Raw genomic sequence first — 20,407 nt, 5'->3', positions numbered from 1 at the left:
TGGGGGGCAGGACGCCAAGCGGCCGTGGGGGCGTCATGCCCGCAAGGCCTCGATGAAGCGCGCCGCCAGCACCGGGTAGGCGTGGTGGGCCATGGCGAAGGCACGGCCGCGCCGGCCCATGTCGGCGCGCTGTCCGGGTGTCAGCGCGGCCAGTTGCAGCAGGCCGTTCGCCACCGCTTGCGCGTCTTCCGGCGCCACGGTCAGCCCGGCGCCGGCTTCGGCCACCGGGTCGTTGCCGGCTTCGACCGAATGCAGCACCGCGCGTCCCGCCATCAGGTAGTCGATGAGCTTGTTGGGCGCGATGCCGAAGCGGTAGATGGGCGTGCGCTGCCAGCCGATGTAGGCGATGTCGAAGTGGGACAGCAGGGTCGGGATCTGGGCCTTGGGGATGGGCGCGAAAAAGCGCACGTGCTGCAGGCCTTCGGCCTGGGCGCGTTGGGCGAGGCGCAGCGCCTCGTGACCGCTGCCGACCAGGACGAAGCTCAAGGGTGCATCGCGCAGCCTGGCGGCCGCGTCGAGCAGCACGTCCAGCGCGTTCGGCAGCCCCATGGAGCCGGCATAACCGACGATGACGCGGCCGGCGGCCCGCTCGGCGTCGAGGTGGGACTGCAGCGTCGCGCCCAGCGGGGCGGAGTCGCCCTGCCATTCCTCCGGTGCGAAGCCGTTGGGCACGATGTGGAGCTTGCGCAGGTCCAGGCCGCGGGAGGCCATGTGCTCGTGCACGCAAGGCAGCATGGAGACCACCACGTCGGCGTCGCGGTAGGCATCGGCCTCGGCCTTGGCGCACAGCAAGGCGAAAGGGTGGTGCGTCGACATGCCGGAAAGCTCGATCAGCGACAGCGGCCAGAGGTCGTGCACCTCGTAGACCAGCCTGGCCTTCGCCAGGCGTGCCAGCCGCCTGGCGACCCAGACGTCCATCGGGTAGGTGCTGGATGCGATGACGGCATCGGGCCGGAACTCGCGCGTCAGCCGCCAGGCGTCCGCCCGCAGCTGGCGCAGGAAGGACAGGATGTTGCGCAGCCGGCCCATGCCGTTGCCCTGGTAGGCAGGGGTGGGCAGCCAGCGGTAGCGGATGCCATCGATGACCTCCTCGACCGGCTGGCCGGGCACCTCGGGCTGCACGGCGCGCACGTGGGAGTAGGAGGCCGCGACGATGGTGACCTCGTGCCCTGCCCTCACCCATTCCCGGGCCAGGTAGTAGGGCCGGAACTCCATGCCGTGGCGGGGTGAGCCGGCGTAGTGGTTGACGAGGAGGATCCTCATGCCGGCGTCAGCTCCTTCAGGCGGGTCAGGAAGCGTTGCACATGCGGCTCGAACAGACCGTTCGCGGCGACCCAGTCGCGGTTGCTGGCGGCGAGCCGTGTCGTGTCGAGGGCGGCCATGCGGGCGGGCAGGTCGTCGAGCGAGGCCGGGGTGCCCGACACGATGAGGCCACGCGCGGAGTCACCGATGAGTTCGCGGTTGGCCGGCAGCTCGGACAGCAGCGGCACGCAGCCGTGAGCCATCGCCTCCAGCACCGAGACCGAGACCGAATCGCTTTCGGGGAGGCTCAGGAACCAGGTGGAGCGCGCGTAGTGAGCCGCCTGGGCGGCGGCGTCGAGCCGGCCGACGAAGCTGACCCGATCGGCCAGGCCGCGCGCGTTGACGTCGGCTTCGAGCGCAGGCCGCAGCGAGCCGTCGTTGGCGACGACGAGCCGCGCCTCGGGCTGTGCGGCGGCGATGCGGGCGAAGGCGTCGATGACGAGCTGCGGCCGGTAGATGGGCTCCAGGCCCCGGTTGGCGAAGCACAGCCAAGGCTGCTTCCTGGCGTTCTGCCTGGGCATGGCCTCCAGGCCGAAGGGGAAGACCATGACCTCCCTGGCACCGAGTTCGCGCATGCGCTCGGCCATGTGCACGGAGTCCGAAGTCGTGACGGCGCAGCTGCGCAGCACCTTCTTCGTCATCCAGCGCCAGGCGCCGCCGCGTTGGGGCGTCACGAGGATGTCGCTGCCCCAGGCCGAGCCGGCGATCTGGGCCCGCAGCCGCCAGCCGAACTTGGCCGCCCAGGCCAGGGTGCCATGGGACGTCAGGTAATGGGCATGCAGCCAGTCGGCGTCGGTCTCCGCCAGCCAGGCGCCCACCTTGGGCAGCTGCTTGATGAGGGCGACGTTGCCGCCGCCATGGTCGGGCGCGGTGTTCAGGGCCAGGCGCTGGGCGTCGGGCAGGAGCTGGTGGAACTCGGGCAGGAAGCCGCGCGAGGAGATGGCGTAAAGCTGCACCCGGGGTTTCAGGGCGCGGGCCCACTTCAGCAGGTGGGGGCTTTCGCCGTCGCCGATGAGGACGAGCTTGAGGCCGCCGCCGAGGCTCACGGGCGTACCCCCGACCAGGCGGCATAGGCCTCGCGCAGCTCGGGATGGCGCTCCAGCAGGGCGGCATCGCGCTCGCGGGTGTCACCGACCTGCCGGGCCGGCTGGCCGGCCATGATGGCGAAGTCGGGCGCCTGGCCGCGCAGTTGCGAATAGGCGCAGAGGATGGCGCCCTTGCCCAGGCTGGCACCGGGCTCGATCAGGCTGTGGGGTCCGACGAAGCTGTAGGCGCCCAGGCGCACGGCGCCCTTGCGGTAGCCGGGCGGCTCGCCGCCCACGGTGGCGAAGCGTCGGCCGTTGACGCGCAGGGCGTCGTGGGTGCTGTGGGTCACGATGGAGCAGAAGTTGGTGATCTGCACGCCTTCCTCGATCACGAGGCCGGCGCCGGCGTCGATGAAATTGAACTGCCCGATGAAGACGTGGTCGGCCAGCTGCAGGCCGGCCTCGCCTTCGATGCAGGTGCTGGGCGCGATGCGGCTGTGCGGCGCGCCGGGCTCGCCGAAGAGCATGCGAAAGCCGAGCAGCCGCGCGAGGCGGCGGCGCAGGCGGTTGATGAAGGGGCGGATTATTCCCACGTCCAGAGGGCCCAGAAGAAGTAGCCGAAGTAGAGCAGCATCGCGCCCGACACGCCCCAGCCCGCGCCGGCGAGGCCGCCGAACTTCAGGCCCGCGGCCAGTCCGGCGACGAACAGCACCTGGCCGACCAGCGCCAGCCGCAGGCCCCAGCCCTGGGCGCCCCAGGCCATCAGCACGACCGACAGCGGCGAGGCGATGAAGTGCAGGGCGACGTAGGGCGCGAGCGAACGGGCCAGTTCGCCGGCGCCACGCCATTGCGCGCCGAAGACGGTGGCGAAGAGCCAGGGCCCTGCCGCCAGCAGGGCGAGCATCAGCGGCAGGGCGATGGCCGCGAGCAGCAGCAGGTTGCGGCGCACCAGGGCGCGGGCCTCGGCCAGGCTCGCCGCCTGCGCGAGGCGCGGGTAGAGCACCTGCGACAGTGAGCCCCCGACGAGCGATGCCGGCGCCTTCAGGTAGCGCAGGGCCAGGGCCCAGGCGCCGGCTTCGGGGGCGCCCAGCCAGGCCGTCAGCAGCGCGATGGCGACGGTGTCCTGCAGCGCGCCGGCGAAGGCGTGGGGCGTGTTCAGCAGGGGGAAGTCGCGGTGCTTGGCCGCCATCTCTCGCAGGGCTTGGGCCGCCAGCAGGCCGCGCCAGCCCCCGGCCGGCGCGGGCCTGGCCTGCACGGCCGCGGCCGCCGCCGTGGCCAGCGCCGCACCGCCGACCAGGCCCCAGGGGCCAGCCTGAAGCAGGCCGAAGAGGACCTGGGCGACGGCGGCGCCGCCCCACTGCACGAGGCGTCCCCAGGCCAGGAGGGCAAAGCGCCCCGCCCGGGCGGCCCACTGGGCCAGGGCCTGGCTGGCGGACGCGGCCAGCACGATCGGCGGCAGGGCGGCGGCAACGGACAGGTCGGCCCAGAGCATCCAGGCGGCGCCCACCACGATGGCCAGTGAGGTGACCGCGAGGAGCACGCGCAGACACAGGGCCAGCAGCGTCGCGGCGCCGGCATCGCCGGTCTCCAGGGCCAGTGCGAACTCGTAGCGCGCGCAGCCGACGACGGCCAGGTTGGCGGCCACCGTCCAGACCAGCGAGAACTGACCGTACTCGGCCGGCGTGTACAGCCGCGAGATCCACGGCCCCAGCAGGAGCGGCAGCGCCTGGGCCAGCGCGCTGCCGGCAAGCAAGGTGAGGGTGGCGCGCGTCAGGCTCATAAGGGCGCAGGATTCTAGAATCGCGGGTTCACCAAGGCCCGCAATGACTCAAGCCCCCACCTCCTCCGCCCTCCCCGCTCAGTCTGACGACAACCAACTGATCGCCGAGCGCCGCGAAAAACTGGCCACGCTGCGGGCCGCCACGGCGGTGCCCTTCCCCAACGATTTCAAGCCTCAGCACCGCGCCCAGCCGCTGCAGGACCAGTACGGCGAACTGCCCAACGAAGAGCTCGAGCCCCAGGCCATCCGGGTCAGCGTGGCCGGCCGGATGATGCTCAAGCGCGTGATGGGCAAGGCCAGCTTCTGCACGCTGCAGGACGCCACCGGCCGCATCCAGCTGCGCGTGACGGTCGACAACGTCGGCGCCGAGGTCTACGACGCCTTCAAGCACTGGGACCTGGGCGACATCCTCGGTGGCGAGGGTGTGCTGATGAAGACCAAGACCGGCGAGCTGACCGTCACCGTCACGACGCTGCGCCTGCTGACCAAGAGCCTGCGCCCGCTGCCGGACAAGTTCCACGGCATGACGGACCAGGAGCAGAAGTACCGCCAGCGCTATGTCGACCTGATCACCGACGAGGACGCCCGCAAGCGCTTCGTCGCGCGCAGCAAGGCGGTGTCGTCCATCCGTGGCTTCATGGTGGAGCACGGCTTCCTGGAGGTGGAGACGCCCATGCTCCACCCCATCCCCGGCGGCGCCAACGCCAAGCCCTTCATCACCCACCACAACGCGCTGGACCAGGAGATGTTCCTGCGCATCGCGCCTGAGCTCTACCTCAAGCGCCTGGTGGTGGGCGGCTTCGAGCGGGTGTTCGAGATCAACCGCAACTTCCGCAACGAAGGCATCTCGGTCCGCCACAACCCCGAGTTCACGATGATGGAGTTCTATGCGGCCTACTGGACGCATCACGACATCATGGACTTCACCGAGGCCGTGCTGCGGCACGCGGCCATCGCCGCCACGGGCAGCGCCGCCCTCACCTATGCCGGCAAGCCGGTGGCCCTGGACCAGCCCTTCGCCCGCGTGTCGGTGCGCGACTCGCTGGTGCAGTACGCGGGCCTGAGCGAGGCCGAGGCGGACGATGCCGAGGTGCTGCGCGCCCGGCTCAAGGCCGCCGGCGAGGAGGCGCCCGCGCGCTGGAGCCTGGCCGAGCTGCAGTTCGGCCTGTTCGAGGCGGCCGTCGAGGAAAAGCTCTGGGAGCCGACCTTCATCATCGACTACCCCGTCGAGGTCTCGCCGCTGGCGCGCGCCTCGGACAGCAACCCCAAGATCACCGAGCGCTTCGAGCTCTTCATCACCGGCCGCGAGTATGCGAACGGCTTCTCCGAGCTGAACGACGCCGAGGACCAGGCCGCGCGCTTCCAGGCCCAGGTGGCCAACAAGGACGCCGGCGACGAGGAGGCGATGTTCTTTGATGCCGACTTCATCCGCGCCCTCGAATACGGCATGCCGCCGACGGGTGGCTGCGGCATCGGCATCGACCGCCTCATCATGCTGCTGACCGACTCGCCGTCGATCCGCGATGTGATCCTGTTCCCGGCGCTCAGGCGCGAGGGCTGAGCTCAGCCCTTCTCCAGCGCCTTGATCCGGGCCCATAGCTGGGCCTTGGACACGGTCGTCATGCCCATCGCGCCCATGCAGGCCTCGAGCCGATGGGGCCGGTCACGCAAATCTTGCACGGCCTTGATCAGGCTGGCCTGGACGCTGTCGCCATAAGCGCCGGCTGCCTTGGCGAGGGCGGCTTTGAGCAGGACCTTCGGAGGCTGCATCATCGCCAGGTCGATCGGCTCGCGGCTGAAGACGCTGCGTCGCGCCAGCGATCCGCCAACGCCAGCAGCTTGCGCGCGGCCAGATCCAGTGGCGTCAAGGCGCGCACCCCGGCGGCGACGTCCTCGCTCCCCGGAACATCGAATTCGATGCGGGCCTCCAGCACGATCTCGAACTTGATGGTCCAGCCGGCCTCACGCACCAGCGTGCGCAGGCCGTACTGGTCCGCGCGCAGGTCGCTCGCCTACACCAGCGTCGCGCCGGGACAAGCGAGCGCGCCCAACTCTGCGGGCCCCGTCAGGCGTTGCCGCAATGCGCGGTAGCCGGCCAAGTCTGACACCATGAAGTCGATGTCCACGGACTCTCGGTACTCACCATAGCGCAGCGCGACGGCGGTGCCGCCGCCGAACCAGCAGGCGTGGGCCGCGAGTACGTCGGCATCCAGCGCGGCGAGCACGGCTGATACGCCGGTGGTGCTCGCGCTCAAACAAGGAGCCGCCCTCCTCCGAGTTCGTCGACCAGCGCCTGGATCAGCCGGCGCTCCGCAAGCGTCAAGTGCTCGCGGTCGAGATGGCGCCAGTTGCGTTCGCAGAGATCCAGCGCCTGCGCGGGCGTGAGCTCGGTGACGCCCGGCATCTGCCAGACCAACTGCTGAAGTGCGGGGTAATCGGCCAGCCGGATGACAGGGGGGATCGCCGAGGGCACGGGCGTCGCCGGATCTTTGACGTCCAGGCTCAATCCGACAGCAGCCAGGGCGCCGAGATAGGCCCCCATCGTCACCGAAGGCTCGCCACGCTCGATGCGATGCAAGGTGACGCGCGACATGCCCGCGGCTTTGGCGGTGTCGGTCGCCGTGACTTGCTGCCCTTCACGCTGCTTTCGGATGCGTTGGCCCAGCGCTCGCAGTTGGGCTGCGACAGCGGGAGAAACGAGAGGCGCCTTCGCTGGCATGTTTCTCATTCCAGACAAACTAGGCGGAATGTACAGAATGAGAAACTTTGACTAGAGCCAGTGGCGAGGTTCTTTGATGGCGACTTCATACGCGCCCTCGAATACGGCATGCCGCCGACGGGTGGCTGCGGCATCGGCATCGACCGGCTGATCATGCGGCTGACCGCCTCGCCGTCGATCCGGGCGCTGGAGAGGCACTGAGGTCGGCCCTTGCGGCCGGCCACCCATCGCTTCGACCTGGCCGGATTGGCTCCCGACCTCGAAGACCCGCCGACGCGCGCGTCGAGATCCGGGCCTACACCTTGCGGCCATCCCGCACCTGCGTGCGCTGCGGCACCAGTTCATCCAAGGAGGCGTTCAGCCGAGCCCCGCATGCCGCTGAAGATGGCATCAGCGACATTTCGGTCGAAGCCGCGAGGCAACATTTCATTGACCGCAGCGATGACAGCCGGCGTTCGCTCCGCGATCTGGGTTATCAAATGCTCGGCCTCATGGCCTTGGTCCGTAAGGACGCCGTGGCGCGCGCCCAATGCCACCCAGTGTCGGCGCAGGATGTCGCGCCACTTCCCGTGCGCGTTCTTTGAACGTACGGCCATCGCCATCCTGGCTTTGGACGGCGAGATTTTCGATGGGCCCTCTCCCAACACCGGATAGGCCGAGAGCACGTCATAGAGCGGCGTCAACTGGTAGCGTCCGCCGGGGCGCAGGAACAGGCTGAAGTTCTTGGCATGGCCATCCGTCGCGCAGAGCATCCAGAAGAGCAGTTGCGCCTTGAAAAAGGCGCGTCGGTCGTGCTCGCGGGTCATGGATCCGTCCAGTACATCGAAGATCCGGTCCATGCCCGGCCCGCCGTCGGCTTCGTACTTTGCTTCGGGCGGTACACCGGTGGCTTGACACATATCCTCCTGCGGCAGCCTGATCAAGCGGCTGTCCCCGGATGGATGGGTCCACCAGGCCCGATCGAAGCGCTCGACCACCAGCGCCTTGACGTCCTCGAACTGCACCGGGTGGCAGGTGGCAACGGGGAGCCCGAATTCACGCAGGATCAGCGAGCACAGCCATTCGTTCTCGACCGAGTCACGCATGTCGAGCTTCATTCCGCCGATCAGGCCCAGTGGCAGCTTGAAGATGTGGGTCGTGGGTGTGTTGCCGTGCGGCAGGCACCATTGGCCGTCGTGTAGCAAAAGAGCCGTCTTCTCCTGAGCGCCGGCGATCGAGATGCGGAAGTCGTGGTCCTCGGCACCCCAGCCCATGGCGCTCAGAGCTGTCGTGCCGCGCAGGATCTGGGCGACCTGTGCTTCGCTCAAGGGCTGCGCCTGAAGCGGCAAGCTACCCTCGGAAGTTGCGCCCTCCGGGAGAATCTCGAGTGCGCCGACGCAGTCCCGACCAATCTCGGCAAGCAGCTCAAACGCGTTGGTCGATCCGGCGTTGAACCGGCGCGCCAGGCGTTCCCGGATGTCCTTGCTGTCCGGCAGCAGGTTCTCAAAGTAGGCGCGGACCTTGTCGCCCCGGTGCGGCGCGTTGCCGGGCGTGAAAGGCAGGGACAACGACAGTGGGCGTCCTTGCTCCGACCGCGTCCAGCCTTGGTCGTACTGGAGGATGTCGGGGGCGTGGGGCGCCAGGCTCCAGGTACCGACGAAAGCCCCGTTCATCCAGAGACCGAGCCGTCGGGTATGGGAGCGCCGACCCACGGTTTACCAAGCCGGCTTGTCGGTCGGGGAGCGCTGATGGGTCGAATCAGGCGCGGATGTAGGCGATGGCTTGCCGAGGATCAACTCGACACCGAGGATGTTGAACAGCTTCAGCAGCCTGGCGGCGCCCACCTTGTCGGCATTGCGCTCCATCGCAGAGTAGGTTTGCTGCGAAACGCCCAAGCGAAGGGCGACCTCACCTTGCGTGAAGCCGGCCTCCTTTCGGAAGGCCTGGAGCAGCGACGGCAGCTGCTCGGCAGTGCGGACGGTGAACTGAGGCATACAGACTTGGAGCTGTGAATCTGATTCACGTATTATGATTTGTTTTTGCAGTTTACGCCTCAAGAGCTGTATTTTCAATCTACTGCTTATGATCTGTTCCCCATCGCGTCCGTGCTGGTGCCCGAGCGCATCAGCAGGCCTGGTGTCGGTTTGCGCTGAGTTTGGAATTGTTTGCGCTGAGTTTTGAACTCAAACCCTTCCTACACTCGATGCAGCCGCCGAGGGGTACGTGGCGTCTCAACGGTTCGACGCGACCTCGCCGCGCCAGCACGCGATTCGTAGAACTTCGCTGGCGCCCCCTCACGATGCTGATAGCCAGCCTGGGAGCCAGCCGTGCCCTACCCTGACCCGCCTCGCATCGTCCAGATCACCGAAGTGATCCGTGAAGCCGACCAGGGCATGACCAAGCCCATCCTTTGCACAGGGGAGGACGGTCATCGCTACTACGTCAAAGGGCAACAGACCAATCGGTCCAGCTTGTGGCGGGAGTGGATTGCCGGGCACCTTGCCCAGGCTCTGGGTTTGCCCATCGCGCCTTTCAGCCTGGTGCAGGTCGATGAGATGCTGCTGCGCGAACTGCCTTTCGAGCTACGGGCGATAGGCCCAACTCCCGCGTTCGGCTCTCAGGAGCTGCCCGGCCTGACCTGGTACGAAAACTCGCTCACGCCCCGCGTGGACATCCGGGTCCAAGAGGGATTGCTGATCTTCGACTGGTGGACCCGCAACGCCGACCGGCAAGTCGGGAACACCAACCTGCTTTGGGAAGCCGTTGAGCGGCGGCTCGTGGTGATTGACCACAACCAGGCCTTCGACGCGGATTTTGACCCTCACGGCTTCTTGCAGCATCACGTCTTCGCGTCGGAGTGGGGCAGGCTGCAGCAGGACTGGATTCTTCGTGACGAATGGGTACAACGAATGACCCAGGCGCTGGCCGTGGCTCGATGGGCTTGCGATAATGGTGCTCCCGAGTGGCAGTGGGAAAACGCCGAGCAGGATGTACCGGCGAACTACGATCCCGAGGACGCGATCCGCGTGCTGTCACGGTGTTTGCAACAAGATTTCTGGAGGGCGGAATGAACAAGCAGGCTTGTCGCTATGCCGTCGTCCAGTTCATGCCCCATGCCGAGACCGAAGAGTTCGTGAACGTCGGCATGGTCGTAGCCTGCCCTCAGACCGGCTACTTCGACTTCAAGCTGGAGACGCGCAAGCACAAGCGCGTGACGGACTTCTTTGAAGAGCTGGCTCCTGCGACTTATCGCGCGGCCATGGCTGTGATGCGCGACGAGTTGGAACGGACGAAGCAGGTGCTAACCAACCTGCGCGGCGACGACCTTGTGGCCATGACGCGCATGATCTTCGACCGGGCAACCCACCCACGCGAAGCGTTGGTACGGTTCAGCAAGCCGCGCGTTGTGCTGGCCGAGGCGCCTGCGAAGGAGCTTGAGCGCCTCTTCAAGCACTACGTAGACCGAGCATTCGCCACGCCGGAGCACGTTGAAGCGAAGATGGCACGGCGGATCGGCAAGCTGCTCAAGACGCTGAACTTGACCGCGCCCTTCAAGGTAGACCGGGTGGGTGATGACGTGGTGCATGCCACATTCCCGTTGGTTCAGCGGCGTGGTGAGCAGGTCTTCAAGGTCATCAAGCCTCTTGACCTGAACAAGCGGGATGCCAACAGCATCTACGAGCGGGGCGACGACTGGATTCAGAAGGTCAGGCGCTTGCGCAGCCGTGGACTTCTTCCCGTCAACACCTTGTTCCCGCTGGCCCGCCCCACGCCAGGCGATGCGAAGCGCAACCATGCTTTTGAAGACATCCGTACAGAGTTGATCGGGCTCGACGTGGAAGTGGTCGATCAGGCCGCCCAAGATTCGATCATCCGGTTTGCGACACACTGAGTGCCGCCGCTGACCCAGGGTCAATTTCCATGGAAATGACCCAGGCAGAGGCGAGCGGTCAGGATGGCACGCGAGCGAAATTTCACCAGGCCTGCATGGTCCGCCGGCAGCCTCAGGTACGAAAGGCAGAACAGGCTAGAGATGTTCTCTAGCGAGTGCCGAGACTCGCTCGGCATCACCCTGTTCGATCGCCTGACGTGGCGTGAGGCCGTTCAAGGCGCCTAGCGGAGTTAAAGACTCTTTGGTTCGAGGGGCGCCAAGTTGCTGACTCAAGCCATTCTTCAGTTTTGCATTCAGCGCAAGCCGACACCTGGCTCGGCCAGGAGGGCGTTGATCTCGTCGAACAGGGCCTTGGTCAGATCGTTGGTTGGTCAGCAGCAGACGCCAAAACGCCCCGGATGAATCAGCGTTTCCCTAGGCGAACAGTTTCGCGATCTGGCCCATCGGCAGGAACAGTCGCAACGGGGTCTGCTGGAACGGCCGGAAGTCGAAATGCCGATAGAAGCTCTCGGCCCGCTTATCCTTCGCGTCCACGATCACCGCCATAGCCGCGATCTGCTGCGCTGCCTCCAAGCTGCGGCGCAGGGCGTCCACGAGCAGGAACTCCCCGACTCCCTGACCGCCGACAGAGCGGTCCACGGCCAGCCTGCCGAGCAGCGTGACCGGCAGTTGCCCGTAACGCGGAAGCCGCTTCATCAGGTCCGGCGGCAGTTCATCAACGGGAATGATGGATGCCGACAGTGTGTAGAAGCCGAGCACCGCTGGACTGCCCGGCTGCGTGAGCACGAAAGGCGCGGCGACACGCCTTTCGGCGTCCTGCCGCGCCTGCTCGCGCAGATACCGATTCAGATCGTCGTTGCCGCAGTCGAAAGACTTGCGGTCATGCGCTTTCTCAAGCGTATGGACGTGCTCCGCGGCAAGGGCGAGGGCCAATCACAGCCCCGCCTTCTGACGGTAGCTTTGGACCGCCTTCTTGAGGCGAGCGCCCGGTTCGGACGGTGCCAGCAAGGCGCTGACGAAAGCGACCTGTTCCTCGCGCGACAGGCGGATGACCTCATGCTCCCGCACGATCTTCGCCGCCGCTTCCTGAGTGCTGTCGATGACGAGTTCACTCAACGTGCGCCCGGTCAGCGTGGCGGCCCGCTGGAAGTAATCCTTCTGGTCGCTGGAGACACGCGCTTCCAGGCGCGCGTTGCGCGTCTTGTCGTGGGTTTCAGGCGTGTTCGGCATGGGCGCTCTCGCTGGGGTGGATCGGCAGCTACAGTTTCATTGTACGCCATTTGTCCGTACAGATCGAGATAAACGTCCACACCGGGCCACCAGCCGGTCAGTCGCAGGATGCAGCCTTTGCCGCCGTTTCTGAGGCAGGCCCGTAGCGGCCGCAAGCCACGGCAAAAGCCCCCGGTTGCTCTACGGGCGTTTCAGCCCTCCGGGTGCGTGCCCGCTCGCCCTGCTTGGCAGCGCCTTCTATCTGGTTCTTGTTCATCGGCTCGCAGCTTCGCTCCACGCTTCCTCCCCACACTCGGTCGCCCTCATGCAGTTGCGCTTCGCTTCGTTCGCTGTGATGAACTTACGGCGGGACTTGCTCCCGCAAGAGTGCGCCCATGCTGGGCGCACGCAACAATAAGGCGACCCGTACGGGTCGCCTTGCATCGCTCGAAACCGCTTCTGTTTCAGCGGCTGGCCATCGCCGGCGTGCGGCGCACGATGGGAGCCGGGAAATCGCCCAGCTCGCGCGCGGCGTTCTCGCCATGGTCGGCGGCCAGGGCGGCGGCGGTCTTTTCGTCGGCGCGGACTTCGGTGGGCTTGAGGGTCAGCACGGCCTGGCGGGGCAGCTTGGTGGTGGCGACGGCGGCAGCCTTGGCACTGGCCGGAGTCGTCACTTCGACGCCCTTTTCGCCTTGGATGGCGGCCAGTTCACCGCTGTTGCGGGCGGCGACGAGGTCGGCAATGACGGCTTCGCGGCTCAGGGGCGCAGCGGCTTCGGTGGCCTGGGCGGAGGCGGCACCGGCGGCAACGAGGGCGACGGCGGCGATGACGGTGGACAGCTTGTTCATGACGGGCTCCTTCAGTGACTGGCAGGAAGGTCCTGCTTCTGGGTCATTCGGACATCGCGACCGCGGTGTCCATGGCCTGAACTGTAGGCAGCCCGTCTCAGTAGAAACACTAGGCTCTTGGGAACTGACTATTCACGATTCCAAAATAGTCATCCCTAGCTTGTCATCGCCGCACCACAAACGACATGAATCAACGGTGCTCGAACTGGGGGGCCCGCTTGGCGAGGAAAGCCTCCATGCCCTCGCGCTGGTCATGCGTGCCGAAGAGCGCATGGAAGTACCGGCGCTCGACCGCCACGCCGTCGGTCAGCGGCGCCTGGTAGGCCAGGTTGACCAGTTCCTTGATGAGGGCCACGGATGGCGCGCTGAAGCCGTTGATGGTCTCGGCCGCGGCGAGGGCTTCCTCCAGCAGCTTGTCGGCGGGCACCACCCGCGACACCAGGCCGGCGCTCTCGGCCTCGGCGGCGCCCATCATGCGGGCGGTGAGCAGCAGGTCCATGGCCTTGCTCTTGCCCACCGCACGCGGCAGGCGCTGGGTGCCGCCGGCACCCGGCACGATGCCCAGCTTGATCTCGGGCTGGCCGAACTTGGCGGTGTCGGCCGCGATGATGAAGTCGCACATCATGGCCAGCTCGCAGCCGCCGCCGAGGGCGAAGCCCGCGACCGCCGCGATGACGGGCTTGCGCACCTGCAGGATGGTTTCCCAGTTCTTGGAGATCAGCCCGCTCTTGAAGGCCGACACGAAGGTGTGCGGCGCCATGGTGGGGATGTCGGCACCGGCCGCGAAGGCGCGCTCCGAGCCCGTCAGCACGATGCAGCCGATGACGTCGTCAGCGTCGAAACCGAGCAGGGCCTGACCCAGCTCGTCCATCAGTTGGTCGTTCAGCGCGTTCAGGGCCTTGGGCCGGTTCAGCGTGATCAACGCGGTCTTGCGCGGGCCTTCGCCGTGGACTTGGGTGAGGATGCATTCGTAGGTCATTGCGAGAGTCTCCTGGGAATGTCGTTGGCGGATTCTGGCGCGGCTTGCAGCGGCGGATTCCTGAGCATGAGGTCGACGTAGGTCTCGGCGTCCTGGCGGATGACCAGGCGCACCGGCAGGTACTGCAGGCCCGGCGCCAGCCAGACCTCGGCGGAGAGGTCGCCCGACTTGGCGGGCCGGCTGGGCCGCAGATGCCAGGCCGGCATCCAGCCGAGCTGCGTCTGCACCGGCTCCTCGCCAATGACCTCGTATTGCCAGTCCTCGTACTGCCGACGCGGCAGGACGAGCGGGAAGCGGATGACATGGCCCGCCTTCAGCGGCTCCCGCCCCGTCAGGAACAGCCAGGTGAGCTGCACGAACTGGCTGGCCGAGTCCTGGCCGCCGCGCAGCGCCGGCACGCGCGGGCCGCTGGCCAGTTGGACCTCGTTGGGCAGGAAGAAGACCGTGGCCCGGCGCGAGTCGCCGACGATGAACCGCGTCTCCTCGTCATAACGCTGCGGTGTGATGCCATCGGCCGTGAGCTGGCCCTGGCTGACCATGCGCCGCGTGATCAGCGGCGCGAAGCTCGGCCCGACGGCGACATCCAGGCGCACCTGGTAGTCCCGGCCCTTGCGCAGCCACTCGACTTCGGCCTGCCCGTAGATGGGGCCGCGGTAGTTGCCGGTGAGCACATAGGTCAGGCGGGTGGACAGCGGCCATTCGGGTCCCGGCTCGCCGTCGGCCGGTGCCGAAGCGGCCTGGGCCATGGCGTCCGGCGGTGCGGAGGCCGCCTCGGCGACTGGTTCGGGCGCGGAGGCCGCCGGCGCCGAGGCTTGCGCATCGGGCTCCGGCTCCGGCGGGACGACGGGCTGCGAGGCCGCCCCCTCGTTCGACACGGCAGACACCGGCGCCGCAGCGGGAGCACGGGCTCGCACGGGCGCTGGGGGAGGCGAAGGCGGCCGGTGGGCGGCGGCGGGTGGAGGCTGGACCTGCATCTCCCGCACCAGCGCCACGTGCAGCCGCTCGGGCAGGGGCGGGGGACCGTCGCTGAGCCAGCCCTCATGGATGCGCTGCACCTCGTGGCCCAGCAAAAGGTGGGCGGCCAGCACGGCCAGTACCAGCAGCCAGGGCGGCCGCGGCGTCTTCATGGCCCGGTCAGGCGCCCAGCCAGTCCCGCCGCCCGGCAGGAGCGGCTTCGGCCAGGCCGAGGGCGACGGCGGCCGGTCCGGCAGGGGGCAGCTCGACGTCCAGCTCCAGCAGGCGCTGGTCGCGGGCGACGAGCAGGCGCAGCCGCGCGTGCGCCGACGGCAGCAGGCCCGGAGCGTCGTCCAGACGGCGCAGGCGCCAGCCGTTGCAGCCCAGGATCTCGTCGCGTGCATTCACGCCGCCGGCCTCGGCCGTGCCGCCGGCCAGTACGTGGCTGACCGAGATACCGGTCAATGCGCCCTCGCGCACGCGCAGGCCGAGGCGCTGGGCTACCGTCTGCCGGCCTTCGTCACGCCAGCTGACGCCATGGGTTTCGAGCAGGGCGCGCAGCGGCAGCTCCTCGGTGCCGTGCACCCAGGCCTGGAGCTGCGCCGCGGTGTCGTCGCCTCCCAAGGCGCCCACGGCGGCGAGGATGTCGGCCTCACTGACCGGGCCGCCGCTGCTGGCGTCCCACAGCCGCTTCATCAGCGCATCCAGGCTGGACTGGCGCGCCCGCAGGCTGAGGTCCAGGCACAACGCGACGAGAGCCCCCTGGGCGTAGTAGTTGCTGGTCGCGTTGGGGCTGTTCTCGTCGGGGCGGTAGTACTTGGTCCAGGCTTCGAAGCTGGACTGTGCGAGAGACTGCACCCGACGGCCGGGCGCGGCCAGCACGCCGTTGACGGAGGCGGCGAGCAATTTGAGGTAGCGCGGCGCGTCCACGAGGCCGGCCCGGCACAGCATCAACTCATCGTAGTAGCTCGTGAACCCCTCGAAGAACCACAGCAGCTCGGTGTAGTTCTCGCGCTGGTAGTCGAGTTGCGCGAACTCGGCCGGCCGCAGGCGCTTGACGTTCCAGGCGTGGAAGTATTCGTGGCTGAAGAGGCCCAGCAGTCGCGCATAGCCGTCGCCGGGCGCGGCCGGCTCGGTAGCCGTCGGCAGCTCGCGCCGGGCGCAGATCAGGGCCGTGCTCGCGCGGTGCTCCAGGCCGCCATGCCCGTCCTCGACGGCCCAGAGCAGGAAGCTGTAGCGCTCGAAGGGCGAGCCGCCCCAGAACGCGATCTGGGCCTCGCAGATGCGCCGCACGTCGGCGAGGAGCCGCCCGCCGTCGAAGCTGGGCCAGGCGCCCGCCACGACGATGCGGTGCGGCACGCCGGCCGCGACGAATTCGCCCTGCCAGTGCGGGCCGATCTCGAAGGGATGGTCGAGCAGTTCGTCGTAGTCGGCGGCCTCGTAGCGCGAGCCGACCTGCCGCATCTCCGTGGCGATGCGCCAGCCCTCGGGCACGCTCGCCAGCTCGAGGCTGTGCGGCATCGCCTCGCGGCCATGGGCCCGCAGGCACAGGCTGCTGGGATTGAAGAAGGCCCGGTCGGCGTCCAGCCAGGCGGTGCGGACGGAGGCGTCGAAGGCGTAGACCTCATAGCTCAAGGTCAAGGCGGCATCACCGGAGCAATCCACGCGCCAGTGGGCCTTGTCGAGCTGTTGCAAGGGCAGGTCGCGGCCGGCTTGCCGGGCGGTGAGTCGGCTCAGATGCTTGGCGAACTCGCGCACCAGGTAGCTGCCCGGAATCCAGACCGGCAGGCTGAACTCCTGCCAGTGAGCCGGTTCGTCGAGCGTCAGCGTGACGCGATAGCGGTGGGCGGCCGGGTCGGCCAGCTCGATGCGGTAGTGCGGGCCTCGCATCAGCTGCCCGCGGCGGCGAGGAAGCAGCTGAGCGAGGCCACGGCGGTCAAGCGGAAGCGCAAGGTGAGCCAGTCGCCCGCACCGAGCTGCGGGTAGACGCGGCGGTCGACCGCATAGCAGGCGATCAGCACGCCGCCGTGCAGGGCCAGCCCCGCGTACGGCGACATCAACACGCCCAGCCAGCCCAGCAGCACCGCGCTGATGCCCCAGACCAGGGGCTGACGGCCGGGCAGGCCACGCGCAAAGGACAGGCCCCAATGGATGCCGCCGAGAAAGGCGACGATGAGCCCGGCCCAGGCCGACAAGGCGAGGCTGACGAAGGCATGCTGGTCGAGGTTGCGGTCGCCGATCAGCCAGATCAGCGCACAGCCGAGGACGAAGGGCACCAGGCCGGCATAGCCCAGGCGATGCGTGAGCCGGCGGAAATCTTCGCTCATGGCGTCAGGACTTGCTCGACGCGCCGCTCAGGCTCTGCAGGCGCTTCTCCAGCTCGACGGCGCCGACGGCGCCCGGGATGCGGTTGCCGTCTTCCAGCACGATGGCCGGCGTGCCGTTGACGTGGATCTTGCGCGACAACGCCAGGTTGCGCTCGAGGGCGCTGTCGTCGCATCCAGCCGGCGCCTTGGGCGGCTGCTCACCGCGCAGCATCCAGCCGAGCCAGGCATTGGCGCCGTCCTTGGAACACCAGATGGCCCGGCTCTTCTCCGGGGAGTCGCCGCCGAGGATGGGGATGAGGAAGGTGTAGACGGTCACATCCTTCATCTCCTGCAGGGCCTTCTCGAAGCGCTTGCAGTAGCCGCAGTTGGGATCGGCGAAGACCGCGATGCGGCGCTTGCCCGTGCCGTTCTTCCACATCAGCGCGTCCTTGAACGGCAGAGCGGCAAAGTCGACGCGGTTGAGCTGGGTCACGCGCTCTTCGGTAAGGTTCTTGCGGGCCTTGAGGTCGAAGAGCTCGCCTTCGATCAGGTAGCTGCCGGTGGCGTCGGTGTAGCGCAGTTCATTGCCGATGCGCACCTCCCACAGGCCGGGCATGGGCGACTGGCGGACTTCGTCGATCTTGGGGGCGTTGGGCATGCGCTCGGCGAAGGCCTTGCGGATGACGGCCTCGTTGGCCAGGGCGGGCAGGCTGGCGGCGATGAGCAGGCCAGTCGAGAGGCGGGCGGCAAGGGACAGCACGATAGTGTGAGGCGGTTGGGGTTCAGAGCCCGAGCGCGCGCTGGGTCAGCCAGCGTTTGACGGGAGCAAGTTGGTTCAGTGCATCGAGGCCGCGGTTGCGCAAGCCCTGGGCGGCCGGCGAGGCGTGAGCGAAGAGGCGCTGCAGGGCATCGGTCAGCTCGCCCATGGCGAGCGTGGGAGCCAGTCGCTCACGGGCATAGCGACGCAGCAGCCGCTCGTCCCCAAGGGGCCGCCAGGACGCGCGCCCTGCGAGCACACGGGACAAGGCAGCGACGTCACCGAGGCCGAGGTTCAGGCCCTGGCCGGCGAGGGGGTGGACGATGTGCGCGGCGTCGCCGAGCAAGACCCAGCCCGGCCCGCTGACCGCGTCGGCCCGTGCGAGGGCCAGTGGCCAGCTCGAACGCTCGCTGCCGAGCGAGAGCTCGCCGGCCGCCCCGGCGGTGACGGCATTGAGTTCCTGCTCGAACTCCGCAGCCGGCATGGCCTGCAGCTGTTGGGCCCGGGCTTCGTCGCACGACCAGACCAGGCCATAGGAGGCACCAGCCGCGGGCCGCTCGAAGGGCAGCAGCGCCAGCACTTCGCCCCCCGGTTGGAACCACTGTCGGGCCGTACCTTGGTGGGGCCGGTCCGACACCAGCCGCGCAGCGAGCGCCCTGTGGCCATAGGGACGCGGTTCGAATCCGACGCCAAGGGCCGTGCGCGCCGATGATTCGCGGCCCTCGCAGAGCGCGGTGAGGGCCGCCGGTGTGTTGTCGGCGACATCGTGGACGTGAGGCGAGAAGCGCAGGGCCACGGCGAGTTGGGCTTCGAGTTCGGCGGCGTCCACGATGACGGCGAGTTCGCGCAGGCCCTGCTGCCAGGCAGAAAAGCTCAGCCGCCCCGCCGGCTGCCCGACGGCCGCATCGCCGCAGACGACCATGTCATAGACGGGGCAGAAGGCGTCGGCCGGCAGGCTGCCCCAGATCTTCAGTTCGGACAGCAGGGCCACCGAGGCGGCATTGAGCGCATAGGCGCGGACGTCACTCGGCCGGCGCTGTTCCGGCGCACCCGTCATGCCCACGCTCAGGCCTTGGGCTGCCAGGCTGAGGGCAAGGCTGCTGCCGACCGCGCCCCGGCCCCTGACCAATACATCCACGCTTTGCATCCGGTGATTGTAGGCAGGGGGTGCGCGTCCGCCGACGCCCGGGCCGGAGCCCCTGGGGTGCGAGTGCGTCGGCCGACTAAAATCATGCGCTTGTGCGCCGGCGCTCGGCCGGCCGCCTCCCCAACGGAAAGCCCCCGCCATGAGCCTCAAATGCGGCATCGTGGGCCTGCCCAATGTCGGCAAGTCCACGCTCTTCAATGCCCTGACCAAAGCCGGCATCGCCGCCGAGAACTATCCCTTCTGCACCATCGAGCCCAACGTCGGCATCGTCGAACTGCCCGACCCGCGTCTGGCGGCGCTGGCCGAGATCGTGAAGCCCGAGCGGGTTCTGCCGGCCGTGGTGGAGTTCGTGGACATTGCCGGCCTGGTAGCCGGCGCCAGCAAGGGCGAGGGCCTTGGCAACCAGTTCCTCTCCCACATCCGCGAGACGGATGCCATCGTCAACGTGGTGCGCTGCTTCGAGGACCCGAACGTCATCCATGTGAACGGCCGCGTCGACCCCATCGCCGACATCGAGGTCATCCAGACCGAACTCTGCCTGGCCGACCTCGCCACGGTCGAGAAGAGCCTGCAGCGCTACAGCAAGGTCGCCAAGGCCGGTGGCGACAAGGAAGCGGCAAGGCTGGTAGACGTGCTCAAGAAGTGCCAGGAAGCGCTCAACGAAGCCAAGCCCGTGCGCTCTATCGAGTTCAGCAAGGAAGAACTGGCGGTGCTCAAGCCGCTATGCCTGATCACCGCCAAGCCGGCCATGTTCGTGGGCAACGTGGCGGAGGATGGCTTCCAGGACAACCCCTTCCTGGACCGTCTGCGCGACTACGCCGCCGGCCAGAACGCCCCGGTCGTCGCCATCTGCGCAAAGACGGAGGCCGAACTCGCGGAGATGAGCGACGAGGACCGTGCGCTGTTCTTGGCCGAAATGGGCCAGGACGAACCTGGCTTGAATCGCCTGATCCGCGCCGCGTTCAAGCTGCTGGGCCTGCAAACCTATTTCACGGCTGGCGTGAAGGAAGTCCGCGCCTGGACCATCCACATCGGCGATACCGGCCCCCAAGCTGCCGGCGTGATCCACACCGATTTCGAACGCGGCTATATCCGCGCTCAGACCATCGCCTATGAGGATTTCATCCAGTACCGCGGCGAACAAGGGGCCAAGGACGCGGGCAAGATGCGGGCGGAAGGCAAGGACTACGTCGTGAAGGACGGCGACGTGTTGCACTTCCTGTTCAACGTTTAACCGCTGAACGGATCAATAGCTTAAAACCCGCCGAGGCGGGTTTTTGTTTGGCTGGCGAACAAGAGATAAAGCGGTGCAACATATCCTGGGATTCGGACCCGATAGCCACCACCGAATATTCCAGCACCGCAAAAGCAAAACCCCCACCGTGCTGGACACGATGGGGGTTGGCTGGGGTAAATAGCCTGACGATGACCTACTTTCACACGGGAATCCGCACTATCATCGGCGCTGACTCGTTTCACTGTCCTGTTCGGGATGGGAAGGAGTGGGACC

At 67.7% G+C, this 20,407-nt stretch carries 23 protein-coding genes, 1 rRNA gene and 1 pseudogene; 5 read left to right on the top strand and 20 right to left on the bottom strand.

Annotated features, from left to right (window positions below; all coding sequences use genetic code 11):
• Nucleotides 1–33: 33 nt before the first annotated feature.
• From LXT12_RS12875 to LXT12_RS12860, 4 genes are read right to left on the bottom strand one after another with little or no spacing between them, the layout of a single operon-like run.
• A complete protein-coding gene (locus tag LXT12_RS12875) occupies nt 34–1,263 on the bottom strand; it encodes a glycosyltransferase family 4 protein (protein ID WP_233392593.1) in 1,230 nt (409 codons plus the stop codon).
• Entirely contained in the window at nt 1,260–2,348 is a 1,089-nt protein-coding gene (locus tag LXT12_RS12870; protein ID WP_233392592.1) for a glycosyltransferase, read from the bottom strand. Before LXT12_RS12870 ends, LXT12_RS12875 begins: the two co-directional genes overlap by 4 nt.
• Nucleotides 2,345–2,920, bottom strand: a complete 576-nt coding sequence (locus LXT12_RS12865) for an acyltransferase (RefSeq protein ID WP_349255023.1) — start codon at nt 2,918–2,920, stop codon at nt 2,345–2,347. The genes LXT12_RS12870 and LXT12_RS12865 overlap by 4 nt, the downstream gene beginning before the upstream one ends.
• On the bottom strand, nt 2,911–4,107 hold the full coding sequence (locus tag LXT12_RS12860) for a lipopolysaccharide biosynthesis protein (RefSeq protein WP_233392591.1): 1,197 nt from the start codon (nt 4,105–4,107) through the stop codon (nt 2,911–2,913). The genes LXT12_RS12865 and LXT12_RS12860 overlap by 10 nt, the downstream gene beginning before the upstream one ends.
• Nucleotides 4,108–4,150: 43 nt before the next feature.
• On the opposite strand from LXT12_RS12860, the gene lysS reads away from it, so the two are divergent.
• Nucleotides 4,151–5,668: a lysine--tRNA ligase gene (lysS, locus tag LXT12_RS12855; protein WP_233392590.1), complete on the top strand. Its 1,518-nt coding sequence runs from the start codon at nt 4,151–4,153 to the stop codon at nt 5,666–5,668.
• 2 nt (nt 5,669–5,670) lie between these two features.
• Here lysS and LXT12_RS12850 read toward each other — a convergent pair whose 3' ends face one another.
• Genes LXT12_RS12850 through LXT12_RS12835 form a run of 4 tightly spaced genes read right to left on the bottom strand, consistent with a single transcriptional unit; the run spans nt 5,671 to nt 6,826 of the window.
• On the bottom strand, nt 5,671–5,880 hold the full coding sequence (locus LXT12_RS12850; protein ID WP_233392589.1) for a hypothetical protein: 210 nt from the start codon (nt 5,878–5,880) through the stop codon (nt 5,671–5,673).
• On the bottom strand, nt 5,877–6,077 hold the full coding sequence (locus LXT12_RS12845) for a hypothetical protein (RefSeq protein WP_233392588.1): 201 nt from the start codon (nt 6,075–6,077) through the stop codon (nt 5,877–5,879). The genes LXT12_RS12850 and LXT12_RS12845 overlap by 4 nt, the downstream gene beginning before the upstream one ends.
• A 42-nt stretch (nt 6,078–6,119) precedes the next feature.
• Nucleotides 6,120–6,362, bottom strand: coding sequence for a nucleotidyl transferase AbiEii/AbiGii toxin family protein (locus tag LXT12_RS12840; RefSeq protein WP_233392587.1), 243 nt, complete (start codon nt 6,360–6,362; stop codon nt 6,120–6,122).
• Nucleotides 6,359–6,826, bottom strand: a complete 468-nt coding sequence (locus LXT12_RS12835; protein ID WP_233392586.1) for a helix-turn-helix domain-containing protein — start codon at nt 6,824–6,826, stop codon at nt 6,359–6,361. Before LXT12_RS12835 ends, LXT12_RS12840 begins: the two co-directional genes overlap by 4 nt.
• 63 nt (nt 6,827–6,889) lie before the next feature.
• Here LXT12_RS12835 and LXT12_RS12830 point away from each other — a divergent pair.
• Nucleotides 6,890–7,027 (top strand): annotated as a pseudogene (locus tag LXT12_RS12830) (amino acid--tRNA ligase-related protein); the annotation flags it as partial.
• Between the two features lie 140 nt (nt 7,028–7,167).
• On the opposite strand, the gene LXT12_RS12825 reads toward LXT12_RS12830, so the two are convergent.
• Complete coding sequence (locus tag LXT12_RS12825; protein WP_233392585.1) at nt 7,168–8,478, bottom strand: type II toxin-antitoxin system HipA family toxin; 1,311 nt, start codon at nt 8,476–8,478, stop codon at nt 7,168–7,170.
• Nucleotides 8,479–8,520: 42 nt separating this feature from the next.
• Entirely contained in the window at nt 8,521–8,799 is a 279-nt protein-coding gene (locus tag LXT12_RS12820; RefSeq protein WP_233392584.1) for a helix-turn-helix domain-containing protein, read from the bottom strand.
• 333 nt (nt 8,800–9,132) lie between these two features.
• On the opposite strand from LXT12_RS12820, the gene LXT12_RS12815 reads away from it, so the two are divergent.
• Both LXT12_RS12815 and LXT12_RS12810 read left to right on the top strand, forming a co-directional pair.
• Nucleotides 9,133–9,876, top strand: a complete 744-nt coding sequence (locus LXT12_RS12815) for a HipA family kinase (RefSeq protein ID WP_233392583.1) — start codon at nt 9,133–9,135, stop codon at nt 9,874–9,876.
• On the top strand, nt 9,873–10,697 hold the full coding sequence (locus LXT12_RS12810; protein ID WP_233392582.1) for a DUF3037 domain-containing protein: 825 nt from the start codon (nt 9,873–9,875) through the stop codon (nt 10,695–10,697). Before LXT12_RS12815 ends, LXT12_RS12810 begins: the two co-directional genes overlap by 4 nt.
• Before the next feature lie 414 nt (nt 10,698–11,111).
• Here the strand turns inward: LXT12_RS12810 and LXT12_RS12805 are convergent, their stop codons facing one another.
• The 9 genes from LXT12_RS12805 to LXT12_RS12765 form a co-directional block, all read right to left on the bottom strand.
• On the bottom strand, nt 11,112–11,630 hold the full coding sequence (locus LXT12_RS12805) for a GNAT family protein (protein ID WP_233392581.1): 519 nt from the start codon (nt 11,628–11,630) through the stop codon (nt 11,112–11,114).
• On the bottom strand, nt 11,631–11,927 hold the full coding sequence (locus LXT12_RS12800) for a type II toxin-antitoxin system TacA family antitoxin (protein WP_233392580.1): 297 nt from the start codon (nt 11,925–11,927) through the stop codon (nt 11,631–11,633). It abuts the gene before it with no gap.
• Nucleotides 11,928–12,370: 443 nt separating this feature from the next.
• Nucleotides 12,371–12,754 (bottom strand): DUF4148 domain-containing protein, encoded by a 384-nt coding sequence (locus tag LXT12_RS12795; RefSeq protein WP_233392579.1) that lies wholly within the window; start codon nt 12,752–12,754, stop codon nt 12,371–12,373.
• 190 nt (nt 12,755–12,944) lie between these two features.
• Nucleotides 12,945–13,733, bottom strand: a complete 789-nt coding sequence (locus LXT12_RS12790; protein WP_233392578.1) for an enoyl-CoA hydratase — start codon at nt 13,731–13,733, stop codon at nt 12,945–12,947.
• Nucleotides 13,730–14,860 (bottom strand): DUF3108 domain-containing protein, encoded by a 1,131-nt coding sequence (locus LXT12_RS12785; RefSeq protein WP_233392577.1) that lies wholly within the window; start codon nt 14,858–14,860, stop codon nt 13,730–13,732. The genes LXT12_RS12790 and LXT12_RS12785 overlap by 4 nt, the downstream gene beginning before the upstream one ends.
• A 7-nt stretch (nt 14,861–14,867) precedes the next feature.
• Nucleotides 14,868–16,577 (bottom strand): M61 family metallopeptidase, encoded by a 1,710-nt coding sequence (locus tag LXT12_RS12780; RefSeq protein ID WP_233392576.1) that lies wholly within the window; start codon nt 16,575–16,577, stop codon nt 14,868–14,870.
• Entirely contained in the window at nt 16,577–17,014 is a 438-nt protein-coding gene (locus LXT12_RS12775) for a DUF3429 domain-containing protein (protein ID WP_233392575.1), read from the bottom strand. The genes LXT12_RS12780 and LXT12_RS12775 overlap by 1 nt, the downstream gene beginning before the upstream one ends.
• 4 nt (nt 17,015–17,018) lie before the next feature.
• Nucleotides 17,019–17,750, bottom strand: a complete 732-nt coding sequence (locus tag LXT12_RS12770) for a DsbC family protein (protein WP_233392971.1) — start codon at nt 17,748–17,750, stop codon at nt 17,019–17,021.
• A gap of 25 nt (nt 17,751–17,775) precedes the next feature.
• Complete coding sequence (locus LXT12_RS12765) at nt 17,776–18,897, bottom strand: FAD-dependent monooxygenase (RefSeq protein ID WP_233392574.1); 1,122 nt, start codon at nt 18,895–18,897, stop codon at nt 17,776–17,778.
• Nucleotides 18,898–19,036: 139 nt separating this feature from the next.
• Here LXT12_RS12765 and ychF point away from each other — a divergent pair, with 139 nt between their 5' ends.
• Nucleotides 19,037–20,131, top strand: a complete 1,095-nt coding sequence (ychF, locus tag LXT12_RS12760) for a redox-regulated ATPase YchF (RefSeq protein WP_233392573.1) — start codon at nt 19,037–19,039, stop codon at nt 20,129–20,131.
• Between the two features lie 183 nt (nt 20,132–20,314).
• On the opposite strand, the gene rrf is transcribed toward ychF, so the two are convergent.
• Nucleotides 20,315–20,407: ribosomal RNA gene (rrf, locus tag LXT12_RS12755) — 5S ribosomal RNA — on the bottom strand; the annotation flags it as partial.

The sequence above is a fragment of the Pelomonas caseinilytica genome (genome assembly GCF_021353235.1).
Lineage (GTDB): Bacteria > Pseudomonadota > Gammaproteobacteria > Burkholderiales > Burkholderiaceae_C > Pelomonas > Pelomonas caseinilytica.
Note: the sequence above shows the minus strand (reverse complement) of the source record. Positions and strands in the feature narration are given on the sequence as shown.